This is a genomic window from Streptosporangium sp. NPDC002524 (assembly GCF_040295985.1).
In the GTDB taxonomy this organism is placed as follows: domain Bacteria; phylum Actinomycetota; class Actinomycetes; order Streptosporangiales; family Streptosporangiaceae; genus Streptosporangium.
Genome location: NZ_JBEOWK010000046.1, coordinates 20,807 through 40,059 on the forward strand (window position 1 = coordinate 20,807; position 19,253 = coordinate 40,059).

Genomic DNA, 19,253 nt, shown 5'->3' on the forward strand with positions numbered 1-19,253 from the left:
AGGTGGCGCCACCTCGCGCACGCCCCCCCTGGAGAACGCATGCCCCGACCCTTGATCGGTATCACCGCCTACCTCGAGGCCGCCCGCTGGGGCGACTGGGTGAGGGAGGCCGTCCTGTCGCCGCCCTCCTACGCGCGGGCCGTCGAGAAGGCGGGCGGCGCCCCGGTGGTGCTGCCCCCGCTCAACCTCGGCGGGATCGACGACTACGTCCGCGGCCTGTCGGGCGTGATCCTCGCCGGAGGGGGTGAGCTCGACCCCTCCCTCTACGGCGCCGCCCGCGAGGAGCGCGTCAGGGACCCCCAGCCGCACCGCGACCGCTTCGAGCTCGCGCTGGCCCGCGCCGCCGTCAAGGCCGACCTGCCGCTGCTCGCCTGGGGGCGGGGCATGCACGTCCTGAACGTCGCCCAGGGCGGGACCCTGATCCCCTGGTTGCCCGAGGTGGTCGGCCACGACCGCCACGCCGCCGCCCAGGCGCACCGCATCCAGGTCAGCGTCTCCAGCAGGCTCGGCAAGACGGTGGGCGACACGGCCGAGGTGACCGGGCCCCATCACCAGGCCGTCAAGCGGCTGGGCACCGGCCTGCTCGCCGTGGCCTGGGCCGACGACCAGATCGTCGAGGGCGTCGAGCTGCAGGGGCACCGGTTCGGCGTCGGCGTTCAGTGGAACCTCGGACGCGCCGGGGACGACCGGCTCGTCGAGGCCCTGGTCGAGGAGTCCCGGCGGTGACGTCCGGCGATGACGTCTCGTGGTGACGTTCAGCGGTGACGTCCGGCGGTGAGGGCCTGTGGTGAGGACCGGGATGCCACCCGGCGATGACGTCCGGCGATGACGTCCGGCGATGAGGGCCGGGATGCCGCCCGGCGGTGAAGGGCGGCGGTGACGGGTGACGTCCCGTGGTGACGTCCGGCGGTGATCGCCTGTGGTGTTTCCTGGAGGGTCCCGGCGGGTCTCGGCGGGTAAAGTGCCGATCATGCCGTTGCACCCGCAGGCCGAGACCTACCTGAAGCTCTTCCAGAAGGACCTCGGCGTCCCTCTCTCCACGCTCACCCACGACATGGTCGCCGAGTTGCGGACCCTGGACGCCTTCGCCGAGCAGCGTGGTCCGATCATTCCCCTCCCGGTGGTCAGGGACGTCGTCGTCGCGGGCGTACCGGTCCGCGTCTACCGGCCCGAGGAGGGCGACCGCCCCCTCCCCGTGATCGTCCACTTCCACGGCGGAGGCTGGGTCTTCGGGAGCGTCGAGCGCGACGACGCCCTCGGCCGCGACCTCGCGGTGCGCAACGGGGCGGTCGTGATCTCGGTCGACTACCGGCTCGCGCCCCACGACCCCTTCCCCGCGGCGGCCGACGACGCGTGGAGCGTCGTCCAGGACGTCTTCGCCCGTCCCGGCGCCTACGGGGCCGACCCGGAGCGGGTCGCGGTCTGCGGTGACAGCGCCGGGGGCAACCTCGCGGCCGTGGTCGCCTGGCAGGCCAGGGACGCCGGGCTCCGGCTCGCCCACCAGCTGCTCGTCTACCCGGTGGCCGACGTGGCCATGGACACCGGGAGCTATCGTGCCTACGCCACCGGCTTCGGGCTCGGCGCGAAGGAGATGGCGTGGTTCGTCGAGCAGTACGGCGGTGACCCGGCCGACCCCCGGCTGGCCCCGGCCCGGCTGGCCGACAAGTCCGGCCTGGCCCCAGCGACGGTGATCGTCGCCGAGTGCGACCCCCTCCGCGACGAGGGCGAGGAGTACGCCGCCCAGCTCGCCGCGGCCGGGGTGCCGGTCGAGCTCAGGAGGTACGAGGGGGCCATCCACGGCTTCTTCGGCCTGCCGGGCTTCTTCGACCAGGCGACCGAGGCGCGCGAGTACGCCGCGGCCCGTCTCGCGGAGGCCTTCCGGTAGACGGCCCTCCGGCGGAGCCCTTCCACGGGAGGGGATCTGTGCCGCGACGTCCACCCGGGACGCCGCCCGGACCCGTACGGCGTGATCCCCGGCGGCTCCCCGCCGGAAGCGCCCGTGCGTAGGCGCCGGGCCTAGAAGCGCCCGTGCAGGGCGGCCAGGCCGGGCTCGAAGACCTGGTGGACGACGAACTTCAGCGCATTCGCCGCGTCGTCCGCCACGAAGGTGGCCGACCACTCGACGAACGCCCGCCCGCTGTCGGTGACGGGGGCGACCCGGTAGAGCGCCCGGTAGTCGCGGACCGGCAGCGGGCTCTCCAGGATCTCGTACGTCGCCGAGCGCGAGGCGTCGTCGAGGGTGAGCAGCCGCTCCCTGAAGACTCCGCCGGGGCCCTCCATCCTGCGTACCGCGCCCGGCCGGGAGTCACCGCCGTCCTCGATCTCGCAGCCGGTGATCCCCGGCAGCCACTCGGCCACGTTGCCGAAATCCCGCAGGTACTCCCACACCTCGTCGGCGGTGGCGTTGATCACCGTGCTGGCGTACGCGGACATCGGTCACTCCTCGCGCTGGACTCGTCGCCGACGGTCATGCCCGCCCGCGCCGCGGGGTAACCGGGGCCGCCAGGTGATCCGGGTGATCGGGTCAGAAGCTCCTGGGCAGCCCGAGCACCTGGGTGGCCAGGTAGTTGAGCAGGAGTTCCTCGGTGACCGGGGCCACCTTGCCGATGCGGGCGCCGGTCAGCAGGTTGGCCACCGGGTACTCCAGCGAGTAGGCCATGCCGCCGTGCGTCTGGAAGGCGTGGTCGGCCGCCTCCCACGCGGCCTGCGAGGCGGACAGCTTGGCGATGTTGGCCTCGGTGGCGCAGGGCAGCTGCCTGTCGAACAGCCAGGCGGCCTTGTAGAGCATCAGCCTGGACAGCTCGATCTTCGCCTTGACCTGGGCGAGGGGAAAGGCGATGGCCTGGTTGGAACCGATCGGGCGGCCGAACACCTCCCGCTCCTTGGCGTACTGCACGGCCACCCGCAGCGCCACCTCGGCGCCGCCGAGCGCGGAGGCGGCGAGCAGGACGCGCTCGGGGTTGAGGATGTCCCACAGCACCAGCGCGCCCTGGTCGACCTCGCCGATCACGTTCCGCTCCGGGACCCGGAGGTCGTCGATGAAGACCATGTTGGACGGGGTGGTGTTGGCGCCCAGCTTCGGGATCGGCTGGAAGGACAGCTGCCCGGCGGCGACCGCCTCGGGGACGTTCACCAGGAGGACGGTCATGCCGTTGGAGCGGGGTCTGGCCTCGGCGGCCGGGATGGTCCGGGTGACCAGGAGCATCCAGGTGGCGCGCTGCACGCCGGTGATCCAGATCTTCTGGCCGTTGACGACGAACTCCGCGCCGTCGCGGCGGGCGAAGGTGGAGATGCCCAGGGCGTTGGACCCGGCGTCGGGCTCGGTCAGCGCGAAGCAGGTCTCCAGCTCGCCGGTGGCCAGCTTGGGCAGCAGCTCGTCGCGCTGCCACTGACTGCCGTGCCTGGACAGGGTCATCGCGCCGAACCCGGGGGTGAGCACGTAGGTGAACGCCGAGCCGCCGGCCGATCCCGAGGCCGACAGGGTCTCGGTGGCCACGGCCAGCTCCAGCAGGCCCTGGCCGCCTCCGCCGTACTCCTCGGGCACGGCCAGGCCGAGCCAGCCGCCCTTGGCCAGGTCCTGCCAGACCTCCTCGGGCCAGCGTTTCTCGCTCTCGCACCGCTGCCAGTAGCCGAGGTCGTAGCGGGCGCAGATGTCGCCGACGCCGCGCTGCACGGCGAGGGCGCTCTCGGGGAGGGTGAAGTCCACGATGATCAACTCCATTCTAGCTGCGGGCGCAATCGTAGAACGTAGTTCGGTACCTCGTGGCGCCCCGGCCCCCGCCCCGCGAGATCGGGCCCGCGACGGGCACGACCGCGACGGCGTTCACCCCTTCCGGCCGGGCTCGCGACAGATACGGCCGCGACGGTGCTCACCTCTCCCGGCCGGGCTCGCGACAGGCATGGCCGCGACGGTGCTCACCCCCGGCCGCAGGCCCCTGGGGTCGGGCCCGCAGACCCTCGTCCCGGACCCCGGGGGATCACGCCTCCTGGCCGGGCTCCAGCCGTGGCCTGCGCGCGTGGTAGACGAAGGCCGGGGGCACGTTGCCCCACACCGTCCGGCCCGTGACGACCTCCTCGAAGGTGTCGATCAGGCGCCTCCTGAAGCGCCGCGCGGGAGGAAGGCGCTTGGCGAAGCTGTAGGCGAAGGTGGTGAAGGCCGTGTGCGGGCCCATGATCTCGGTGACCGCGCCCAGCAGGCGGGCCTGCGTCTCGTCGGAGAACGCGGCCCAGGGGAGCCCGCTCACGATCGCGTCGGCCTGGGGCAGGCCGCGCTCCCGGAGCAACTGGGGCAGCCGTGCCGCGTCGTCGACCACGACGTCCACTCCCGGGTTCCTGGCGGCGAGGAACTCGGCCAGCTTCGGGTTGATCTCGACGGCGAGGTGGTGCCCCCGGCCGCCCAGCCGGCGCTGGATCTCCGCCGTGAACGCGCCCGTGCCGGGGCCGAGCTCGACGATCACGGGATCGCCCCGGTGCGGGATCGGCGAGGCCACCGCCTCGGCGAGCCGCCGCGAACTCGGCGCCACCGCTCCAACGGTGCCCGGCGAGCGGATCCACTGCCCCAGGAAGAGCGTGGTGTCATTGGTCATGGTTTGAAGGGTAGAGGGTGCGGGAGGGCGGGCCGTACGCCATCTGACCGATCTTGACAGCCTCAGGGAGGAGGGACCCTCCCCTCCCTGAGGATGACCGGACCCCGAGGACGACCTGGGGACGACCTGGGTACGGCCTGGGTACGGCCGGGGGCGAGCGGCGCCGGTGCGGGACGGGACCGCCGGGCCACCCCACCCCGCGCGTGCTCGCGTACGGGGAAGCGCGGGTCGCCCGCCATCCACCCGGCCGCATCCGACGCAGTAGTGTCACCATCAGGTACGGGGAGGGAGATCAGCCGGTGAATCCGGAAGCATCGGGGGCCGAGGACCGAATTTGGACGGTCCCCAACGCGTTGAGCCTGGCCAGGCTCCTGGGAGTGCCGGTTTTCCTGTGGCTGGTGCTGGGCCCGAAGGCCGACGGCTGGGCCGTCGCGCTGCTGATGCTGGCCGGGTTCTCCGACTGGCTCGACGGCAAGATCGCCCGCGCCTGGAACCAGACCAGCAGGCTCGGGCGGCTGCTCGACCCGCTGGCCGACCGCCTCTACATCCTGGCCACCCTGTTCGGCCTCGCCATGCGCGAGATCATCCCCTGGTGGCTGGCGCTGGCCATCCCGCTGCGCGACGTGATGCTGCTGGGCATCCCGCTCATCCTGCGCCGCCTCGGGTACGGTCCCGCGCTGCCCGTGCACTTCCTCGGCAAGGCCGCCACGGCCAACCTGCTCTACGCCTTCCCCCTGCTCTTCCTGGCCCACCATCCCTCCTGGTACGCCGAGGCGGCGGGGATCGTCGGCTGGTCCCTGGCGATCTGGGGCACAGGGCTGTACTGGTGGTCCGGAGTGCTGTATTGGGTACAGGTGCGTCAGCTGACAAGCGAGGCCAAACGCCTTAAGAGGTGATCTGTGAAGGCCGTCGTCATGGCGGGCGGGGAGGGGACACGGCTCCGGCCGATGACCGCGAACCAGCCCAAACCTCTCCTGCCCGTGATCAATCGGCCGATCATGGAGCATGTGCTTCGCCTGCTCAAACGGCACGGCTTCACCGAGACGGTGGTCACCGTGCAGTTCCTGGCCGCCCTGGTCCGCAACTACTTCGGCGACGGCGACGAGCTCGGCATGAGCCTGTACTACGCCACCGAGGACACCCCGCTCGGCACCGCGGGCAGCGTGAAGAACGCCGCCGACCGGCTCCGCGACGACCGCTTCCTGGTCATCTCCGGCGACGCGCTGACCGACATCGACCTGACCGACATGATCCGCTTCCACCGCGAGAACGGCGCGATGGTCACGATCGGGCTCAAGCGCGTCCCCAACCCGCTGGAGTTCGGCATCGTCATCGTCGACGACCAGGGCAGGGTGGAGCGCTTCCTGGAGAAGCCGACCTGGGGCCAGGTCTTCTCCGACACCGCCAACACCGGCATCTACGTGATGGAGCCCGAGGTCCTCGACGAGATCGCGGCCGGGGAGTCCGTCGACTGGTCGGGCGACGTGTTCCCCAGGCTGCTGGAGCGCGGCGCCCCGCTGTACGGCTACGTGGCCGACGGCTACTGGGAGGACGTCGGCACCCACGAGAGCTACCTCAAGGCCCAGGCCGACGTCCTGTCCGGCCGGGTCAAGGTCGACATCGACGCCTTCGAGGTCTCGCCGGGCGTCTGGGTCGCCGAGGGGGCCTCGGTCGACGCCGACGCCGTCCTCAAGGGGCCCCTGTACGTCGGCGACTACGCCAAGGTCGAGGCGGGCGCCGAGCTGCGCGAGTACACCGTGCTGGGCAGCAACGCGGTGGTCAGGGAGGGGGCCTTCCTGCACCGCGCGGTCGTCCACGACAACGTCTACGTCGGGCCCAGCGCCCACCTGCGCGGCTGCGTGATCGGCAAGAACACCGACCTGATGACCGCCGCCAGGGTCGAGGAGGGCGCCGTCGTCGGCGACGAGTGCATCATCGAGGCCGAGGCCTACATCTCCTCCGGGGTCAAGATCTACCCGTTCAAGACCATCGAGGCCGGGGCGGTGATCAACAACAGCGTCATCTGGGAGCCGCGCGCCCAGCGCAACCTGTTCGGCCCCCGGGGCGTCTCCGGGCTGGTCAACGTCGAGATCACCCCCGAGCTGTGCGTACGCCTGGCCAGCGCCTACGCCACCACCCTGAAGAAGGGCGCCTCGGTCATCACCTCCCGCGACTCCTCCCGCGCCGCGCGGGCGCTGAAGCGGGCCGTGATCAGCGCCCTGAACGCGAGCGCGATCAACGTGCTCGACCTGGAGGCGTCCCCGCTCCCGGTGGCCCGCTTCCACACCGCCAGGGAGAACGCCGTCGGCGGCATCGCGCTGCGCACCACCCCCGGCGACCCGCAGAGCGTCGACATCGTCTTCATGGACGAGCAGGGCGCGGACCTGTCACCGGCGGCCCAGCGCAAGCTGGACCGGGTCTTCTCCCGGCAGGAGTTCCGCCGCGCCTTCCCCGGGGAGATCGCCGAGCTGAGCTTCCCCGCCCGCGCGGTGGAGGACTACACGCACGAGCTGCTGCGCCTGATCGACATCAGCGGGGTGCGCGACGCCGACATGAAGGTCGTGGTCGACTGCGCCGGGGGCACCTCCTCGCTGGTGCTGCCCAGCCTGCTGGGCCGGGTCGGGGTGGACGTGCTGACCGTCAACAACCGGCTGGACGACGCCTCGCCCACCGAGACCCTCGCCGAGCGCCGCCGCGACCTGCAGCGCCTGTCGGAGCTCGTCAGCTCCTCCAGGGCGGCCTTCGGGGTGCGCTTCGACCCGGTGGGGGAGCGGGTCGCGCTGGTGGACGAGAAGGGCCAGCTGATCAGCGAGGAGCGCGCCCTGCTGGTGGTGCTCGACCTGGTCGCCGCCGAGCGGCGCGGCGGCAGGGTGGCGCTGCCGGTCACCACCACCCGGGTGGCCGAGCAGGTCTGCAGGTTCCACGGCGTCCAGGCCGAGTGGACCTCCACCGCGATCGACGCGCTCACCGCCGCCGCCAGGGGGCCGGAGATGATCTTCGCGGCCGACGGGCGCGGCGGTTTCATCGTGCCCGAGTTCGGGCCCACGGTGGACGGCCTGGCGGTGTTCCTGCGCCTGCTGGGCCTGGTCGCCAGGACCCGGCTCTCACTCAGCCAGATCGACGCCAGGATCCCCGAGGCCAAGCTGCTGCGCCGGACCGTGCCGACCCCGTGGGCGGCCAAGGGCGCGGTGATGCGCTCGGTCATCGAGGCCGCCGAGCACTACCGCATCGACACCACCGACGGGGTGCGGGTCGTCGCCGAGGACGGCAGCTGGACCCTGGTGCTGCCCGACCCGACGGAGGCGGTCACCCACCTGTGGGCCGAGGGGTTCGACGTCGACTCCGCGCAGACCCTGATCGAGCACTGGGCGCGGGTGGTCGAGGAGGCCGCGGGCGGCTGACGGGACCCGGCCGGGCGCGCGAGGGCGCGAGAACGGGCCCCGGGCGGGTGCGCGAAGGTGCGAGAACGGGCCCCGGGCGGGTGCGCGAAGGCGTGAGACAGGGGTCTGGGCGGGTGCGCGAAGGCGCGGGAACGGGGCCCGGGCGGGGGCTCCGGGCCGAGCGGTTGCCACAAACACAGCGCGGCGCCATGGACCGGGGACAGTGCCCCACTGTAACTTTGTCACCGACCGTACCCGCGGTTCAGCGTCAACCTTGACCTTCGCGCCTCATCACTGTATGTTGCGGCATTCGCAGTCCGAGAAAACACTTGAGAAGCGAAGAAGCGAGGCGCGCATCACTGAGCACCGTTGCCGCGTCTTCGCGGTAGGAGGCCGAGCCGATCGATGCCGAGCGTCTACTGCACGCAGTGCGGTCATGCCAATCCTGAGGATGCCCGTTTCTGTTCACGATGCGGGTCGCCGCTTACCAAAGCCGAGACCCCCGGAGACAGCACATCGACGATCTCCCTCTCCGGGATCGAGGCCTACGAGGCGGAGACAGGTGAGACGCTTCTCGCCGAGCGGCAGGCGGTCGAGCAGTTGCCCCCGGGCACCGCGCTGCTGGTCGCGATGCGCGGCCCCAACGCCGGCAGCAGGTTCCTGCTCGACAGCGACCTCACCACCGTGGGCCGCCACCCCGAGAGCGACATCTTCCTCGACGACATCACGGTCTCGCGCCGCCACGTGGAGTTCTACCGGCGCGGCGGCGGGGTCTTCACCGTCCGCGACGTCGGCAGCCTGAACGGCACGTACGTGAACCGCGAGCGCATCGAGGAGGTCCCGCTGTACGGCGGGGACGAGGTGCAGATCGGCAAGTTCCGCCTCGTCTTCCTCACCCGCGGCGCCGCTGGAGGATGATGAGCTCGCAGGCCGCTCGTGCGCACATGAGCATCGGGGAGGTGCTCGCTCTCCTGCAGGGCGAGTTCCCCGACGTCAGCATCTCCAAGATTCGTTTCCTGGAGGGCGAGGGGCTGATCGAGCCGGAGCGCAGTCCCTCCGGTTACCGGAAGTTCACCTACGCCGACGTCGAGCGGCTGCGGTACATCCTCAGCGAGCAGCGTGACCGCTACCTGCCGCTGCGCGTCATCAAGGACCACCTGGAGGCGGCCGACCGCGAGGAGCGCCCGGCCGCCCGGCCGCGGGCCGTCCCCGACGACGCGCCCCCCGAGGTCCGGCTCACCCGCGAGGAGCTGCTCGCCGCCGCCGAGCTCGACGAGGAGACCCTCGCCGAGCTGGAGGACTACGGCCTGCTGGCCGCGGTGGCCCGCTACTACGACGCCGAGGCGCTGGCCGTGGCCCGCAGCGTCGGGGCCCTCGCCGCCTTCGGCCTGCGGGCCCGCCACCTGCGGGCCGTCAAGGCCGCCGCCGAGCGCGAGGCGGGGCTGGTCGAGCAGGCCGTCGCCCCCCTCCTGCGCCGCCGCGCCCCGGGCGCCATCGACCAGGCCGACGAGACGGCCAGGGAGATCTCCGGCCTGTTGCTGGAATTGCACGCCTCTCTGCTGCGTTCCGGCGTTCGTGGGGCCCTGGGCCGGTGAGAACCTGACCAGGCACTCGTACCCCCACGAGTGTTACGTTGAACAAACCGGTCGGAATCCAGCGAAGACGGAGCAGCCCGTGTTGCAGATGGAGGTCGTGGGCGTTCGAGTTGAGATGCCCTCCAACCAGCCGATCGTCTTGCTGAAAGAGACACATGGGGAGCGTTACCTACCTATCTGGATCGGCATGACGGAGGCCACGGCGATCGCCATGGCCCAGGCCGAGGAACCACCACCCCGGCCCCTCACCCATGATCTGTTCCGCGACGTGCTCGAAGGCCTCGGGGTCCGGCTGAGCACGGTCAACATCGTCGCCCTGCGCGACGGCATCTTCTTCGCGGATCTCGTGTTCTCCAACGGGGTCGAGGTGAGCGCGCGTCCCTCGGACTCGATCGCCTTGGCACTGCGCACCGGCGCCCGTATCTTCGCGAGTGAGGACGTGGTCCGGGAGGCCGGGGTGATCATCCCCGACGACCAGGAGGACGAGGTGGAGAAGTTCAGGGAGTTCCTTGACACGATCACGCCCGAGGACTTCGGCCGCGCGGGGTAGGAATTTCGGTGCATTTACGCTTCACGACGCGCCGGGTGGGGTCGTTGACTGGACTTGGCCCCAGTCCTACGGTGCAAGTGAAACCCGCGGTCGTGCGTAAACCCCCAGATCAGGCCGTGGGATGAGAGAAAGCCGGAGGTCCGCGTGGCGGTCAGCAGCGGCGAGGGTAGAAACGCCGATCAGGATGACCCGGAACGGCGCCAGTCGGCACGTCAGCGCGCGGGTGAAGAGGGTCTGCTGTTCGACGGGCAACCGGTGAAGGTGCCCGCCGACATCGGCTACCGCGGCCCCACGGCCTGTTCCGCGGCCGGCATCACCTACCGGCAGCTCGACTACTGGGCGCGCACCGGCCTGGTCGAGCCCACCGTGCGAGCCGCCCACGGCTCCGGCTCCCAGCGGCTCTACGGCTTTCGCGACATCCTGGTCCTCAAGGTCGTCAAGCGGCTCCTCGACACCGGCGTCTCCCTCCAGCAGATCCGCATCGCCGTGCAGCACCTGCGAGACAGGGGCGTCAACGACCTGGCCGGGATCACCCTGATGAGCGACGGGGTGAGCGTCTACGAGTGCACCTCGCCCGACGAGGTCATCGACCTGCTCCAGGGTGGTCAGGGCGTCTTCGGCATAGCTCTGGGACGGGTGTGGCAGGAGGTGGAGGGCTCCCTCGCGGATCTGCCCGGCGAACGTGCGGAGTCGGGCGACGGCCCTTTAGGAGGAGATCATCAGGCCGATGAGCTGGCCCGCCGTCGCAGAGCACGACGAACCGGGTAAACTCGGACTTGCCACTGACCCTGTGCGGGAGAGACCCCGACCGCGATCGGGGCGCCGAAGGAGCAACCTCCCCGGAATCTCTCAGGCACCCGGTACCGCACGGACGAGGCAACTCTGGAAAGCAGGCGCGCTCGCCAGGCGCGACTCACCGACGGTGCAAGCCGCCCCATAAGGGGCAGGTGAAGCTCTCAGGTCACGACCCGGCACGACGGTCGTGATGACAGAGGGGGAGACCAGGCATACGCCCGCGCCCAGCGCCGGTCTCCACCCCGTCCCGGGAGGCTTCACCAATGACCGACCTGTCATCGCTCAGCGAACTCGGCTCCCCTCCGTTCGCCACCCGCCACATAGGGCCGGACGACGCCGGCCAGACCCGCATGCTGGAGGCGGTCGGATTCGCCTCCGTCGCCGACCTGGTCGCGGTGGCCGTGCCCGAGGCGATCCGCTCCTCCGAGCGGCTGAGCCTGCCCCCGGCGGCCGGGGAGTCCGAGACCCTCGCCGAGCTGCGGGTCCTCGCCGGGCGCAACACCGTGCTCACCTCGATGATCGGCCTGGGCTACCACGACACGGTCACCCCGGGCGTCATCCGCCGCAACCTCCTGGAGAACCCGGGCTGGTACACCGCGTACACGCCCTACCAGCCGGAGATCTCCCAGGGCCGCCTGGAAGCCCTGATCAACTTCCAGACCGTCGTCGCCGACCTGACCGCCCTCGACGTGGCCGGGGCCTCCCTGCTGGACGAGGCCACCGCCGCCGCCGAGGCGATGACCCTGGCCCGCCGCGCGGGCCGCGGGCCCTCGAAGGTGTTCGTGGTGGACGCCGACGCGCTGCCGCAGACCAAGGCGGTGCTGCGCACCCGCGCCGAGCCGCTCGGCATCGAGCTGGTCGAGAGCGACTTCACCGAGGAGCTTCCCGAGTGCTTCGGGGTGCTCGTGCAGTATCCCGGCGCCAGCGGCAGGGTCCGCGACTTCCGCGCCATCGCCGACGCCGCCCACGCGCGCGGCGCCCAGGTGGTCGCCGCCGCCGACCTGCTCGCCCTCACCCTCCTGGCCGCGCCCGGCGAGCTCGGCGCCGACATCGCGGTCGGCTCCTCGCAGCGCTTCGGCGTCCCCCTCGGCTTCGGCGGCCCGCACGCCGCCTACATGGCCGTCCGCGACGGCCTCCAGCGCCAGCTGCCGGGCCGCCTGGTGGGCGTCTCCCAGGACGCAGACAAGCGCCCCGCGTACCGGCTCGCGCTCCAGACCCGCGAGCAGCACATCCGCCGCGAGAAGGCCACCAGCAACATCTGCACCGCGCAGGTGCTGCTCGCCGTGATCGCCGGCATGTACGCCGTCTACCACGGCCCCGAGGGCCTGCGCAGGATCGGCCGGCGCACCCACCGGTACGCCGTCGTGCTCGCCGAGGGCCTGCGCCAGGGCGGCGTCGAGATCGTGCACGACACCTTCTTCGACACCGTGCTCGCCAGGGTGCCCGGCCGGGCCGCGAAGGTCGTCGCCGCGGCCCGCGACAACGGGGTGAACCTGCGCCTGGTAGACGCCGACCACGTGGGCGTCACCTGCGACGAGAAGACCGAGCTCCTGCATCTGGAGCAGGTCCTGGCCGCCTTCGAGGTCAGCGGAACCGTGCTCGCCGACCTCGACGCCGCCGCGCACGACGCGCTGCCCGCCGCGCTGGCGCGGGTCAGCGACTATCTGACCCACCCGGTCTTCAACAGCCACCGCTCCGAGACGGCGATGCTGCGCTACCTGCGCAGGCTGCAGGACAAGGACATCGCGCTCGACCGGTCGATGATCCCGCTGGGCTCCTGCACCATGAAGCTCAACGCGACCACCGAGATGGAGCCGATCACCTGGCCGGAGTTCGCCGGGCTGCACCCCTACGCGCCCGAGGACCAGGCCGCGGGTTACGTCGAGCTGATCGGGGAGCTGGAGCGCTGGCTGGCCGAGGTGACCGGCTACGACGCCGTGTCGCTCCAGCCGAACGCCGGCTCCCAGGGCGAGTTCGCCGGGCTCCTGGCGATCCGCGCCTACCACACCGCCCGGGGCGAGTCGGGCCGCGACGTCTGCCTGATCCCCTCGTCCGCGCACGGCACCAACGCCGCGAGCGCCGTGATGGCGGGCATGCGCGTGGCCGTGGTCGCCTGTGACGACCAGGGCAACGTGGACGTCGACGACCTCGTCGCGAAGATCGGCAAGCACCGCGAGCAGCTCGCCGCGATCATGGTGACCTACCCGTCCACGCACGGGGTGTACGAGGAGACGATCGTCCGGATCTGCGAGCTGGTGCACGAGGCCGGCGGGCAGGTCTACGTCGACGGCGCCAACCTCAACGCGCTGGTCGGCCTGGCCAGGCCGGGGGAGTTCGGGGCCGACGTCTCCCACCTGAACCTGCACAAGACCTTCTGCATCCCGCACGGCGGCGGCGGCCCCGGCGTCGGCCCGGTCGCGGTCCGCGCCCACCTGGCCGACTACCTGCCCGGCCACCCGCTGCGCGAGGGCGGCGAGGGCGCTGCGGTCGGCCCGGTCTCGGCGGCCCCGTACGGCTCCGCGGGCATCCTGCCCATCTCCTGGGCCTACATCCGGATGATGGGCGCCGACGGCCTGAAGGCGGCCACCGAGCAGGCCATCCTGTCGGCCAACTACCTGGCCCGCAGGCTCAGCCCCCACTACCCGGTCCTCTACACCGGCCGCGGCGGCCTCGTCGCCCACGAGTGCATCGTGGACCTGCGCCAGATCACCAAGGAGACCGGGGTGACGGTCGACGACGTGGCCAAGCGCCTCATCGACTACGGCTTCCACGCCCCGACCATGTCCTTCCCGGTGGCCGGCACGCTGATGATCGAGCCGACCGAGAGCGAGGACCTGGCCGAGCTCGACCGGTTCTGCGAGGCGATGATCGCGATCCGCGAGGAGATCGCGAAGGTCGCCTCCGGGGCCTACGACAGGACCGACAACCCGCTGCGCAACGCCCCGCACACGGCCGACAGCCTCGTCGCCGACGAGTGGGCCCACCCCTACGGCCGCACCGAGGCGGCCTACCCGCTGCCGTCGGTGCGCGAGGGCAAGTACTGGTCGCCGGTCCGCCGCATCGACCAGGCCTACGGGGACCGCAACCTGGTCTGCTCCTGCCCTCCCCTGGAGGCGTACGAGGACTGATCCCCGCGAGAGCGGAAACCCCGCGCGAACCTCGCGGAGCTCGATATTCGCGGGGAATGCGACGGGACGGAGGGCGCCCCGAGTCGTTAGGCTCGGGGCGTCTCCGTATCCGGAAGGATCATGCATGCCTGAGGTGGACACCCGTCCCTTGGACACCGCGCGAAGACTGGCCGAGTCGGGGGATCTCGACGGCGCCGCCGCGATCTTCGCCGAGCTGGCCGCCGATCCCGCCGAGCCCGACCGGGCCCAGGCGGCGGTGGGGCTCGCGGTGGTGCTGGAGGAGAGCGGGGACGTGGCGGGCTCGCGCGCGGCCGCCCGCACCGCGCTGGCGACCGGGCACCCGGAGTTCGCCGCCCAGGCCGCCTGCCTGCTCGCGGGGAGCTTCGAGCGGGAGGGCCTGGCCGACCAGGCCCGCGCCGCCTGGCAGGCCGCGCTGGGCGTCGGCCACCCCGCCTACGTCCCGCCGGCGCACATGGCCCTCGCCAGGCTCGCCACGGGCGAGGAGGAGGCCGAGCGGTCGCTGCGCGACGCCCTGGCCACCGCCGACCCGGAGATCGCTCCTCGTGCCGCTCAGCGGCTGGCGGAGGTGTTCCTGGAGGAGGGCGAGCCGGGGGAGGCCGCCCAGGTGCTCCTGGAGGCGCTCGCGGTGCCCGACGCGGCCGAGGTGGCGAGGCTGCGGGTGATGCTCGGCATCGCCCATCTGGAGCTGGCGTGCGCGGAGTTCTCCGGCGCGATCGAGGAGGGCGGCGACGTCGAGACCGGCGCGCTGGCCATCGAGCTCCTGGCCCGCACGCTCCCGCTCAGGGGACGTGACGAGGACGCCGAGCGGGTGTGGCGCTACGGCCTGGACAGCGCCGACGAGGACCTCGCCGGCGAGGTCCGCCTCCGCCTCGACCGGGACCTCTGACCCCGGGGCGCGCCGCTCCCGTACGGCGCCGCTCCCCTGCGAGGGCGGGGGCTCGTCGTGCCCGTGGGAGACGTCACACGGGCACCGGCCGACCGGCGGGGCATGACGACCCCGGCGGCGAGGCGGCGGGGGTCAGTCGCGCTCCCGCCAGCGGCTCAGGGCGTGGGCGAAGTTGATCGCCACGATCCCGCCCCAGGCCAGCAGCAGCCCGGCGGTGCCCGAGGTCTGCGCCGCGATCGCGGTCAGCGGGATCCCGATGCCCATGGAGCCGAGGGCGATCGGGATCGAGCTGTTCGGATTCTTGCGCGGCTTGGCCGCCGGCACCCCGGCCGCGTGCATCTCGGAGCGCACCCGGTGGGCGATGGTCGCGTCGAGGCGTGACACGAACGACTCGATGAGGGCGGTCTCGTACTCGGGGCCGAGGTCCCGGCGGGCCTCGACGGTGGCGCGCATGTCCTGGCGGATATCTTGGTAGTCCTGCACGCTTCGATTGTTCCTTCCGGCCGGTCACCGGGCATCAGCCAATAGGAGGAGATCCTTGTCCACCTCCGAGTCAACCCCCCTCACCGGGGCGTCCACCCCGGGGTCCGGGCCTTCGCCCATGGAGGTCGCGACCCCGCACGGCCCGGCGCTGGTGGAGGTCGACGAGGTGGCCGATCCGCGCTTCCTGCTGGTGCTCACCCACGGCTCGGCCGGGGGAGTGGACGCCCCGGACCTGCTGGCCGTACGGGACGCCGCGACGGCGATCGGCGGGACGGTCGCGCGGGTGCTCCAGCCGTTCCGGATGCGCGGGGCCCGCGCGCCGGGGTCGGCGGTCAAGCAGGACGAGGCGTGGGAGGCGCTGGTGGCCTGGCTGCGCGGGCGCTACCCGGGGCTGCCGCTGGCGCAGGGCGGGCGGAGCAACGGGGCCCGGGTCGCGTGCCGTACGGCGGGGAGGGTCGGGGCCCGCGCGGTCGTCGCGCTGGCGTTCCCGCTGCACCCGCCGGGGAAGCCGGAGCGGTCACGCGCCGGGGAGCTGCGCGCGGCGGGTGTGGACGTGCTGGTGGTGAACGGAGACCGTGACCCGTTCGGCGTGCCCGAGGCGGCGGACGCCGCACGCCTGGTGGTGCTGCCGGGAGAGGGTCACGACCTCGGGAGGGATCCGGCCAGGGTGGGCGAGGTGGTCGCCGAGTGGCTCGGCACGAGGATGCGGCCGGGCTCGGCGGACCCGCTCAGCGCGACCGGCCGGGTGTGAGGATCCGTGTGAGGAGCCTCAGACGACGCCGGCCAGCGGCCGGTGCGGCTCGATGACGGCACCGTCCGGGAGGAGCTCGCCGGTGTCGTCGAACAGCACCACACCGTTGCAGAGCAGGCTCCAGCCCTGCTCGGGGTGGGCCGCCATGGTGCGGGCGGCTTCGCGGTCCAGCGCGTCGGCGGACGGACAGGACGGCTCGTGCGGGCACATCGGCGTGCCTCCGGATCTCTCGTGTCGGCTCGCCCGGTCACGCCGGGCACGGGTAGGCATCGGACATCCGGCGGCACCGTCACCGATGGGTCTCCGTTCCCACGTATGACGGGGACGAGCATCTGAATGTTGTTGACATATGGCCATGCGGCCCCTAACAGAACCAGGGCCGCACATCAAGCAGATCAAGTGTGCGATCGATCGCACCTCGGCGACATAGCCCGTTAGGACTGTTTGAGAACTGGTCGGGGGTCAGTCCATCAGGGCTTTGTCAGGGGATGTGACCTATAACACAGGATGCCTCATATAAGGATATTCGACCAAGTGCGACACGCCGCCCGACGGGTAAACGATCGGTTACAACTTGCTGACGTGCGCCGATCCGGGACGGCAAACCCGTGACCGCCCGTTACCGGGTCCGGGACGCTCCTCCCGCGCCCAGGCCGGCCAGGAGCGCGTCCAGCCCGTGCTCGAAGTCGGTGTCCGCCGCCGGGCTGCCGCCTCCCCTGGACGGGGGACGCCAGGGCTCGTCCTCGTCGTCCGGGTCGCCCGGGGGTTCTGCCCAGCCCGACTGCTGCACCTCCACCGCCACCGCGCCGAAGACGTAGGCCCGCAGGGCCCGCACCGCCCCCGCCGGGTCGGCCAGTCCCGCGTCGGCCAGCTGGTCGGTCTGCTCCCTGATCGCGATCGCCGCCCTGCCCCTCGGCGGCTTGGTGAGGGCGAGGGCCAGCACCCCGGGATGCTCCCTCAGCGCGGCCCGGCTCGCCCGGCACCAGGCCCTCGCGCTCTCCTGCCAGCTCTCGCCGGGCTCGGCGTGGACGGTGGTGACGTGCTCGGCCAGCGCGTCCATCAGGGCGTCCTTGCCGCGCGGCAGGTGGTGGTAGATGGCCATCGCCTCCACCTGGAGCGCGTCGCCCAGCCGCCGCATCGTCAGGCGCCGGAGGCCCTGGCCGTCGGCGATGTGGAGGGCGGCGTCGATGATGCGCTCCCTGGAGAGCGGGACAGGCGGTCGCTTGGCAGGCATGGGGAGCATCCTGACACCGTCACCTTACTGCGTAAAGGACGGCGCGCCGGACAGAACAGACATCCAACGGAACGGACGCCCGCCGGAGGTCGCCGCAGCGCGGCGAGCCCGTCCGTAGCGCGAGCCGCTCCGCGAGGGCCCGGATGCCCGAGCGTGCGTGAGGGGCTGTGAGGGGGTGTGAGGGTTCGCGTGCCCAGGCGTGCGCGAGCCGGTTCGCGGGAGGTGCGGATCCCTGAGTGTGTGGGGCGGGGGCGGACCGCGTAGGCTACGAGCGGTGATCTGCCGGAGGAGACCCGGCGGCCGGCGAGAGAGGGAAGAAGATGGCGTTTTTCCGACCGCGCGTGAGCCGGGAGGCGGAGGTTCGTCACCACGCCGACCAGGAGGTCGGGAAGAGCTTCCCCGAGCTCCTGCGGAAGGCGCGCGAGGCCGAGGCCGAGGTGCGCCGGGCGCAGGCCGCCGCGGCCCCCGTGCAGGAGCTGCGAGCCGTCGGGCTCGCCTTCGACAAGGCGCTCACCGAGGCCCTGCGCGCGGCCGAGGCCAACCAGCGCGCGACGTTCGGGATCAGGTCGTACGACGACCGGATCCGCCGCCGCAAGGGCAGGGCCACCCCGAAGGGCGCCGAGTGGACCGCCGAGGTCAACCGCCTGCGCACCCTTCGCGAGCAGAACCGGCTGACCGGCATCCCCAGGGTCCCGCGCCCGGTCACCGCCTCCGCCCGCTGATCCTCCTTCCCGCCGCTCACCGGGGCTTTCTGCCCGTGGGTGTCCGGGGCCGATCCGCCTCCGGCCCTCCCGCCCTTACGCGTGGGCCCGCCTCGAACGGCCTCTCGCCGCCCGTCACACGTTCCGTGACGGGCGGTCTCGCCGTTCAGGAACGCCCGCTCAGGGGCGGGCCGTACCTCGCGCCCGGCCCCTTCACGTGTGCGCCCTTCCGGGCCTCCCCGTGCGCCGGGGTCCGGTTCAGCGGGCGGCGTGCGCGGCCGAGGCGGCGAGCAGCCGCCGCACGCGGACGGCGGGCAGGACCGCGGCGCACCGCTCGGCCGCGTAGGTCTGGGCCATCCGGTGGTGCTCGGCGGAGAAGTCGGCCACCCCGTCGGCCACGAAGAACACCTCCACGTCCCCCATGAAGGCGTCGCAGGCCGTCATCAGGCAGCCGATGTGGGCGTAGATCCCGGTGACGATGAGCTGGTCGCGGCCCTGTTCGGCGAGCAGGTCGCGCAGCGGGGTGCGGTGGAAGGCGCTGTAGCGCCACTTGGTCAGCCGGATGTCGTCCGGGCCGGGGGCGAGCGGGGCGATGATCTCCTGGGCGCTCGGGTCGGTGCCGACCCCGGCTCCCCAGAAGTCCTCGAGCAGGCCGCGCTGGGCCGAGGTCTGCCCGCCGGGCTGGGCCGAGTACACGACCGGGACCCCGGCCTCCCGGGCCGTCTCGCGGAGGCCGGTGATCGCCGAGACCAGCTCGACGATCGGCGAGGTCCCCGGCGCGAACGCGTTCACGAAGTGGTTCTGCATGTCGTGGACGAGGAGTACGGCGCGGCGGGCGTCCGGGGTCCAGGAGACGCGGTTGGCGGGCATCTCGTCCTCGCGGGGCATCGGGTACGGGGCGATTGCGGGTAAGGCCACGAGCCTCTCCTTCTGTTTTCTCTTCATCTCTGGCGTCTCGACGCGCCGGGGGTCACCGGAGCCGGAGGGCGTGAGGGGCGTCCCCCGGGCGCCCGGCCCGGGGGGCGCCCCGCCCGCCGCCCCCCCCCCGGGCCGCGCCCCCCCCCGCCGGGGGGGGGGCCGCCCCCCCCGCCGGGGGGGGCCCGGTGGCCGGTCGGTGTGTCACGCACGCCTCCCCGTACGGGA

At 72.3% G+C, this 19,253-nt stretch carries 19 protein-coding genes and 1 riboswitch; of the genes, 12 read left to right on the forward strand and 7 right to left on the reverse strand.

Annotated elements, in window-relative coordinates:
• Positions 1-39 precede the first annotated feature (39 nt).
• A complete protein-coding gene (locus ABT053_RS41715; RefSeq protein ID WP_350977375.1) occupies positions 40-726 on the forward strand; it encodes a gamma-glutamyl-gamma-aminobutyrate hydrolase family protein in 687 nt (228 codons plus the stop codon).
• Positions 727-970: 244 nt separating this feature from the next.
• Positions 971-1,885, forward strand: coding sequence for an alpha/beta hydrolase (locus ABT053_RS41720; protein WP_350977376.1), 915 nt, complete (start codon positions 971-973; stop codon positions 1,883-1,885).
• 131 nt (positions 1,886-2,016) lie between these two features.
• Here the strand turns inward: ABT053_RS41720 and ABT053_RS41725 are convergent, their stop codons facing one another.
• The 3 genes from ABT053_RS41725 to ABT053_RS41735 all read right to left on the reverse strand — a co-directional run bounded on the left by ABT053_RS41725 (position 2,017) and on the right by ABT053_RS41735 (position 4,586).
• Entirely contained in the window at positions 2,017-2,433 is a 417-nt protein-coding gene (locus ABT053_RS41725; protein ID WP_350977379.1) for an SRPBCC family protein, read from the reverse strand.
• Between the two features lie 91 nt (positions 2,434-2,524).
• On the reverse strand, positions 2,525-3,706 hold the full coding sequence (locus ABT053_RS41730) for an acyl-CoA dehydrogenase family protein (RefSeq protein WP_350977381.1): 1,182 nt from the start codon (positions 3,704-3,706) through the stop codon (positions 2,525-2,527).
• Between the two features lie 271 nt (positions 3,707-3,977).
• Positions 3,978-4,586, reverse strand: coding sequence for a class I SAM-dependent methyltransferase (locus tag ABT053_RS41735; RefSeq protein ID WP_350977384.1), 609 nt, complete (start codon positions 4,584-4,586; stop codon positions 3,978-3,980).
• Between the two features lie 299 nt (positions 4,587-4,885).
• Here ABT053_RS41735 and clsA point away from each other — a divergent pair, with 299 nt between their 5' ends.
• The 8 genes from clsA (at position 4,886) to ABT053_RS41775 (ending at position 14,941) form a co-directional block, all read left to right on the forward strand.
• On the forward strand, positions 4,886-5,482 hold the full coding sequence (clsA, locus tag ABT053_RS41740; RefSeq protein WP_350977386.1) for a cardiolipin synthase ClsA: 597 nt from the start codon (positions 4,886-4,888) through the stop codon (positions 5,480-5,482).
• Positions 5,483-5,485: 3 nt separating this feature from the next.
• Complete coding sequence (locus ABT053_RS41745) at positions 5,486-7,987, forward strand: sugar phosphate nucleotidyltransferase (RefSeq protein WP_350977387.1); 2,502 nt, start codon at positions 5,486-5,488, stop codon at positions 7,985-7,987.
• A gap of 384 nt (positions 7,988-8,371) precedes the next feature.
• Positions 8,372-8,884: a double zinc ribbon and FHA domain-containing protein gene (locus tag ABT053_RS41750; RefSeq protein WP_329079681.1), complete on the forward strand. Its 513-nt coding sequence runs from the start codon at positions 8,372-8,374 to the stop codon at positions 8,882-8,884.
• A 26-nt stretch (positions 8,885-8,910) separates the two neighbouring features.
• Positions 8,911-9,561 (forward strand): transcriptional regulator FtsR, encoded by a 651-nt coding sequence (ftsR, locus tag ABT053_RS41755; RefSeq protein WP_502991970.1) that lies wholly within the window; start codon positions 8,911-8,913, stop codon positions 9,559-9,561.
• Positions 9,562-9,640: 79 nt separating this feature from the next.
• Positions 9,641-10,111: a bifunctional nuclease family protein gene (locus ABT053_RS41760; protein WP_326639501.1), complete on the forward strand. Its 471-nt coding sequence runs from the start codon at positions 9,641-9,643 to the stop codon at positions 10,109-10,111.
• A gap of 144 nt (positions 10,112-10,255) precedes the next feature.
• The gene (locus ABT053_RS41765; protein WP_350977393.1) at positions 10,256-10,879 is read left to right on the forward strand and encodes a MerR family transcriptional regulator; all 624 of its coding nucleotides are present in this window, start codon (positions 10,256-10,258) and stop codon (positions 10,877-10,879) included.
• Between the two features lie 15 nt (positions 10,880-10,894).
• Positions 10,895-10,987, forward strand: a riboswitch (glycine riboswitch).
• Positions 10,988-11,169: 182 nt separating this feature from the next.
• Entirely contained in the window at positions 11,170-14,034 is a 2,865-nt protein-coding gene (gene gcvP / locus ABT053_RS41770) for an aminomethyl-transferring glycine dehydrogenase (RefSeq protein WP_350977395.1), read from the forward strand.
• A 124-nt stretch (positions 14,035-14,158) separates the two neighbouring features.
• Positions 14,159-14,941 carry a hypothetical protein gene (locus ABT053_RS41775; protein WP_350977397.1) on the forward strand — a complete coding sequence of 261 codons (783 nt, stop codon included), beginning with the start codon at positions 14,159-14,161 and terminating at the stop codon, positions 14,939-14,941.
• A gap of 132 nt (positions 14,942-15,073) precedes the next feature.
• On the opposite strand, the gene ABT053_RS41780 is transcribed toward ABT053_RS41775, so the two are convergent.
• Positions 15,074-15,424: a hypothetical protein gene (locus ABT053_RS41780; RefSeq protein ID WP_350977399.1), complete on the reverse strand. Its 351-nt coding sequence runs from the start codon at positions 15,422-15,424 to the stop codon at positions 15,074-15,076.
• A 118-nt stretch (positions 15,425-15,542) separates the two neighbouring features.
• Between ABT053_RS41780 and ABT053_RS41785 the strand changes: the two genes are divergently transcribed.
• Entirely contained in the window at positions 15,543-16,175 is a 633-nt protein-coding gene (locus ABT053_RS41785) for an alpha/beta hydrolase family protein (RefSeq protein ID WP_350977402.1), read from the forward strand.
• 18 nt (positions 16,176-16,193) lie between these two features.
• On the opposite strand, the gene ABT053_RS41790 is transcribed toward ABT053_RS41785, so the two are convergent.
• Together ABT053_RS41790 and ABT053_RS41795 are read right to left on the reverse strand one after the other, a co-directional pair.
• Positions 16,194-16,385 carry a DUF5999 family protein gene (locus ABT053_RS41790; protein WP_329094021.1) on the reverse strand — a complete coding sequence of 64 codons (192 nt, stop codon included), beginning with the start codon at positions 16,383-16,385 and terminating at the stop codon, positions 16,194-16,196.
• A gap of 409 nt (positions 16,386-16,794) precedes the next feature.
• Positions 16,795-17,409, reverse strand: a complete 615-nt coding sequence (locus ABT053_RS41795) for a TetR/AcrR family transcriptional regulator C-terminal domain-containing protein (RefSeq protein ID WP_350977405.1) — start codon at positions 17,407-17,409, stop codon at positions 16,795-16,797.
• 320 nt (positions 17,410-17,729) lie between these two features.
• Here ABT053_RS41795 and ABT053_RS41800 point away from each other — a divergent pair, with 320 nt between their 5' ends.
• A complete protein-coding gene (locus ABT053_RS41800) occupies positions 17,730-18,131 on the forward strand; it encodes a hypothetical protein (RefSeq protein ID WP_350977407.1) in 402 nt (133 codons plus the stop codon).
• 237 nt (positions 18,132-18,368) lie between these two features.
• Here the strand turns inward: ABT053_RS41800 and ABT053_RS41805 are convergent, their stop codons facing one another.
• The gene (locus ABT053_RS41805) at positions 18,369-19,028 is read right to left on the reverse strand and encodes an isochorismatase family protein (protein ID WP_350977409.1); all 660 of its coding nucleotides are present in this window, start codon (positions 19,026-19,028) and stop codon (positions 18,369-18,371) included.
• Between the last annotated feature and the right edge of the window lie 225 nt (positions 19,029-19,253).

Coding starts and splice junctions, on each gene's coding strand:
- ABT053_RS41750 (WP_329079681.1), top strand. CDS start 8,372: ATGCCGAGCGTCTACTGCACGCAGTGCGGTCATGCCAATCCTGAGGAT.
- ABT053_RS41735 (WP_350977384.1), bottom strand. CDS start 4,586: ATGACCAATGACACCACGCTCTTCCTGGGGCAGTGGATCCGCTCGCCG.
- ABT053_RS41800 (WP_350977407.1), top strand. CDS start 17,730: ATGGCGTTTTTCCGACCGCGCGTGAGCCGGGAGGCGGAGGTTCGTCAC.
- ftsR (WP_502991970.1), top strand. CDS start 8,911: ATGAGCATCGGGGAGGTGCTCGCTCTCCTGCAGGGCGAGTTCCCCGAC.
- ABT053_RS41720 (WP_350977376.1), top strand. CDS start 971: ATGCCGTTGCACCCGCAGGCCGAGACCTACCTGAAGCTCTTCCAGAAG.
- ABT053_RS41795 (WP_350977405.1), bottom strand. CDS start 17,409: ATGCCTGCCAAGCGACCGCCTGTCCCGCTCTCCAGGGAGCGCATCATC.
- ABT053_RS41775 (WP_350977397.1), top strand. CDS start 14,159: ATGCCTGAGGTGGACACCCGTCCCTTGGACACCGCGCGAAGACTGGCC.
- ABT053_RS41715 (WP_350977375.1), top strand. CDS start 40: ATGCCCCGACCCTTGATCGGTATCACCGCCTACCTCGAGGCCGCCCGC.
- gcvP (WP_350977395.1), top strand. CDS start 11,170: ATGACCGACCTGTCATCGCTCAGCGAACTCGGCTCCCCTCCGTTCGCC.
- ABT053_RS41790 (WP_329094021.1), bottom strand. CDS start 16,385: ATGTGCCCGCACGAGCCGTCCTGTCCGTCCGCCGACGCGCTGGACCGC.
- ABT053_RS41725 (WP_350977379.1), bottom strand. CDS start 2,433: ATGTCCGCGTACGCCAGCACGGTGATCAACGCCACCGCCGACGAGGTG.
- ABT053_RS41785 (WP_350977402.1), top strand. CDS start 15,543: ATGGAGGTCGCGACCCCGCACGGCCCGGCGCTGGTGGAGGTCGACGAG.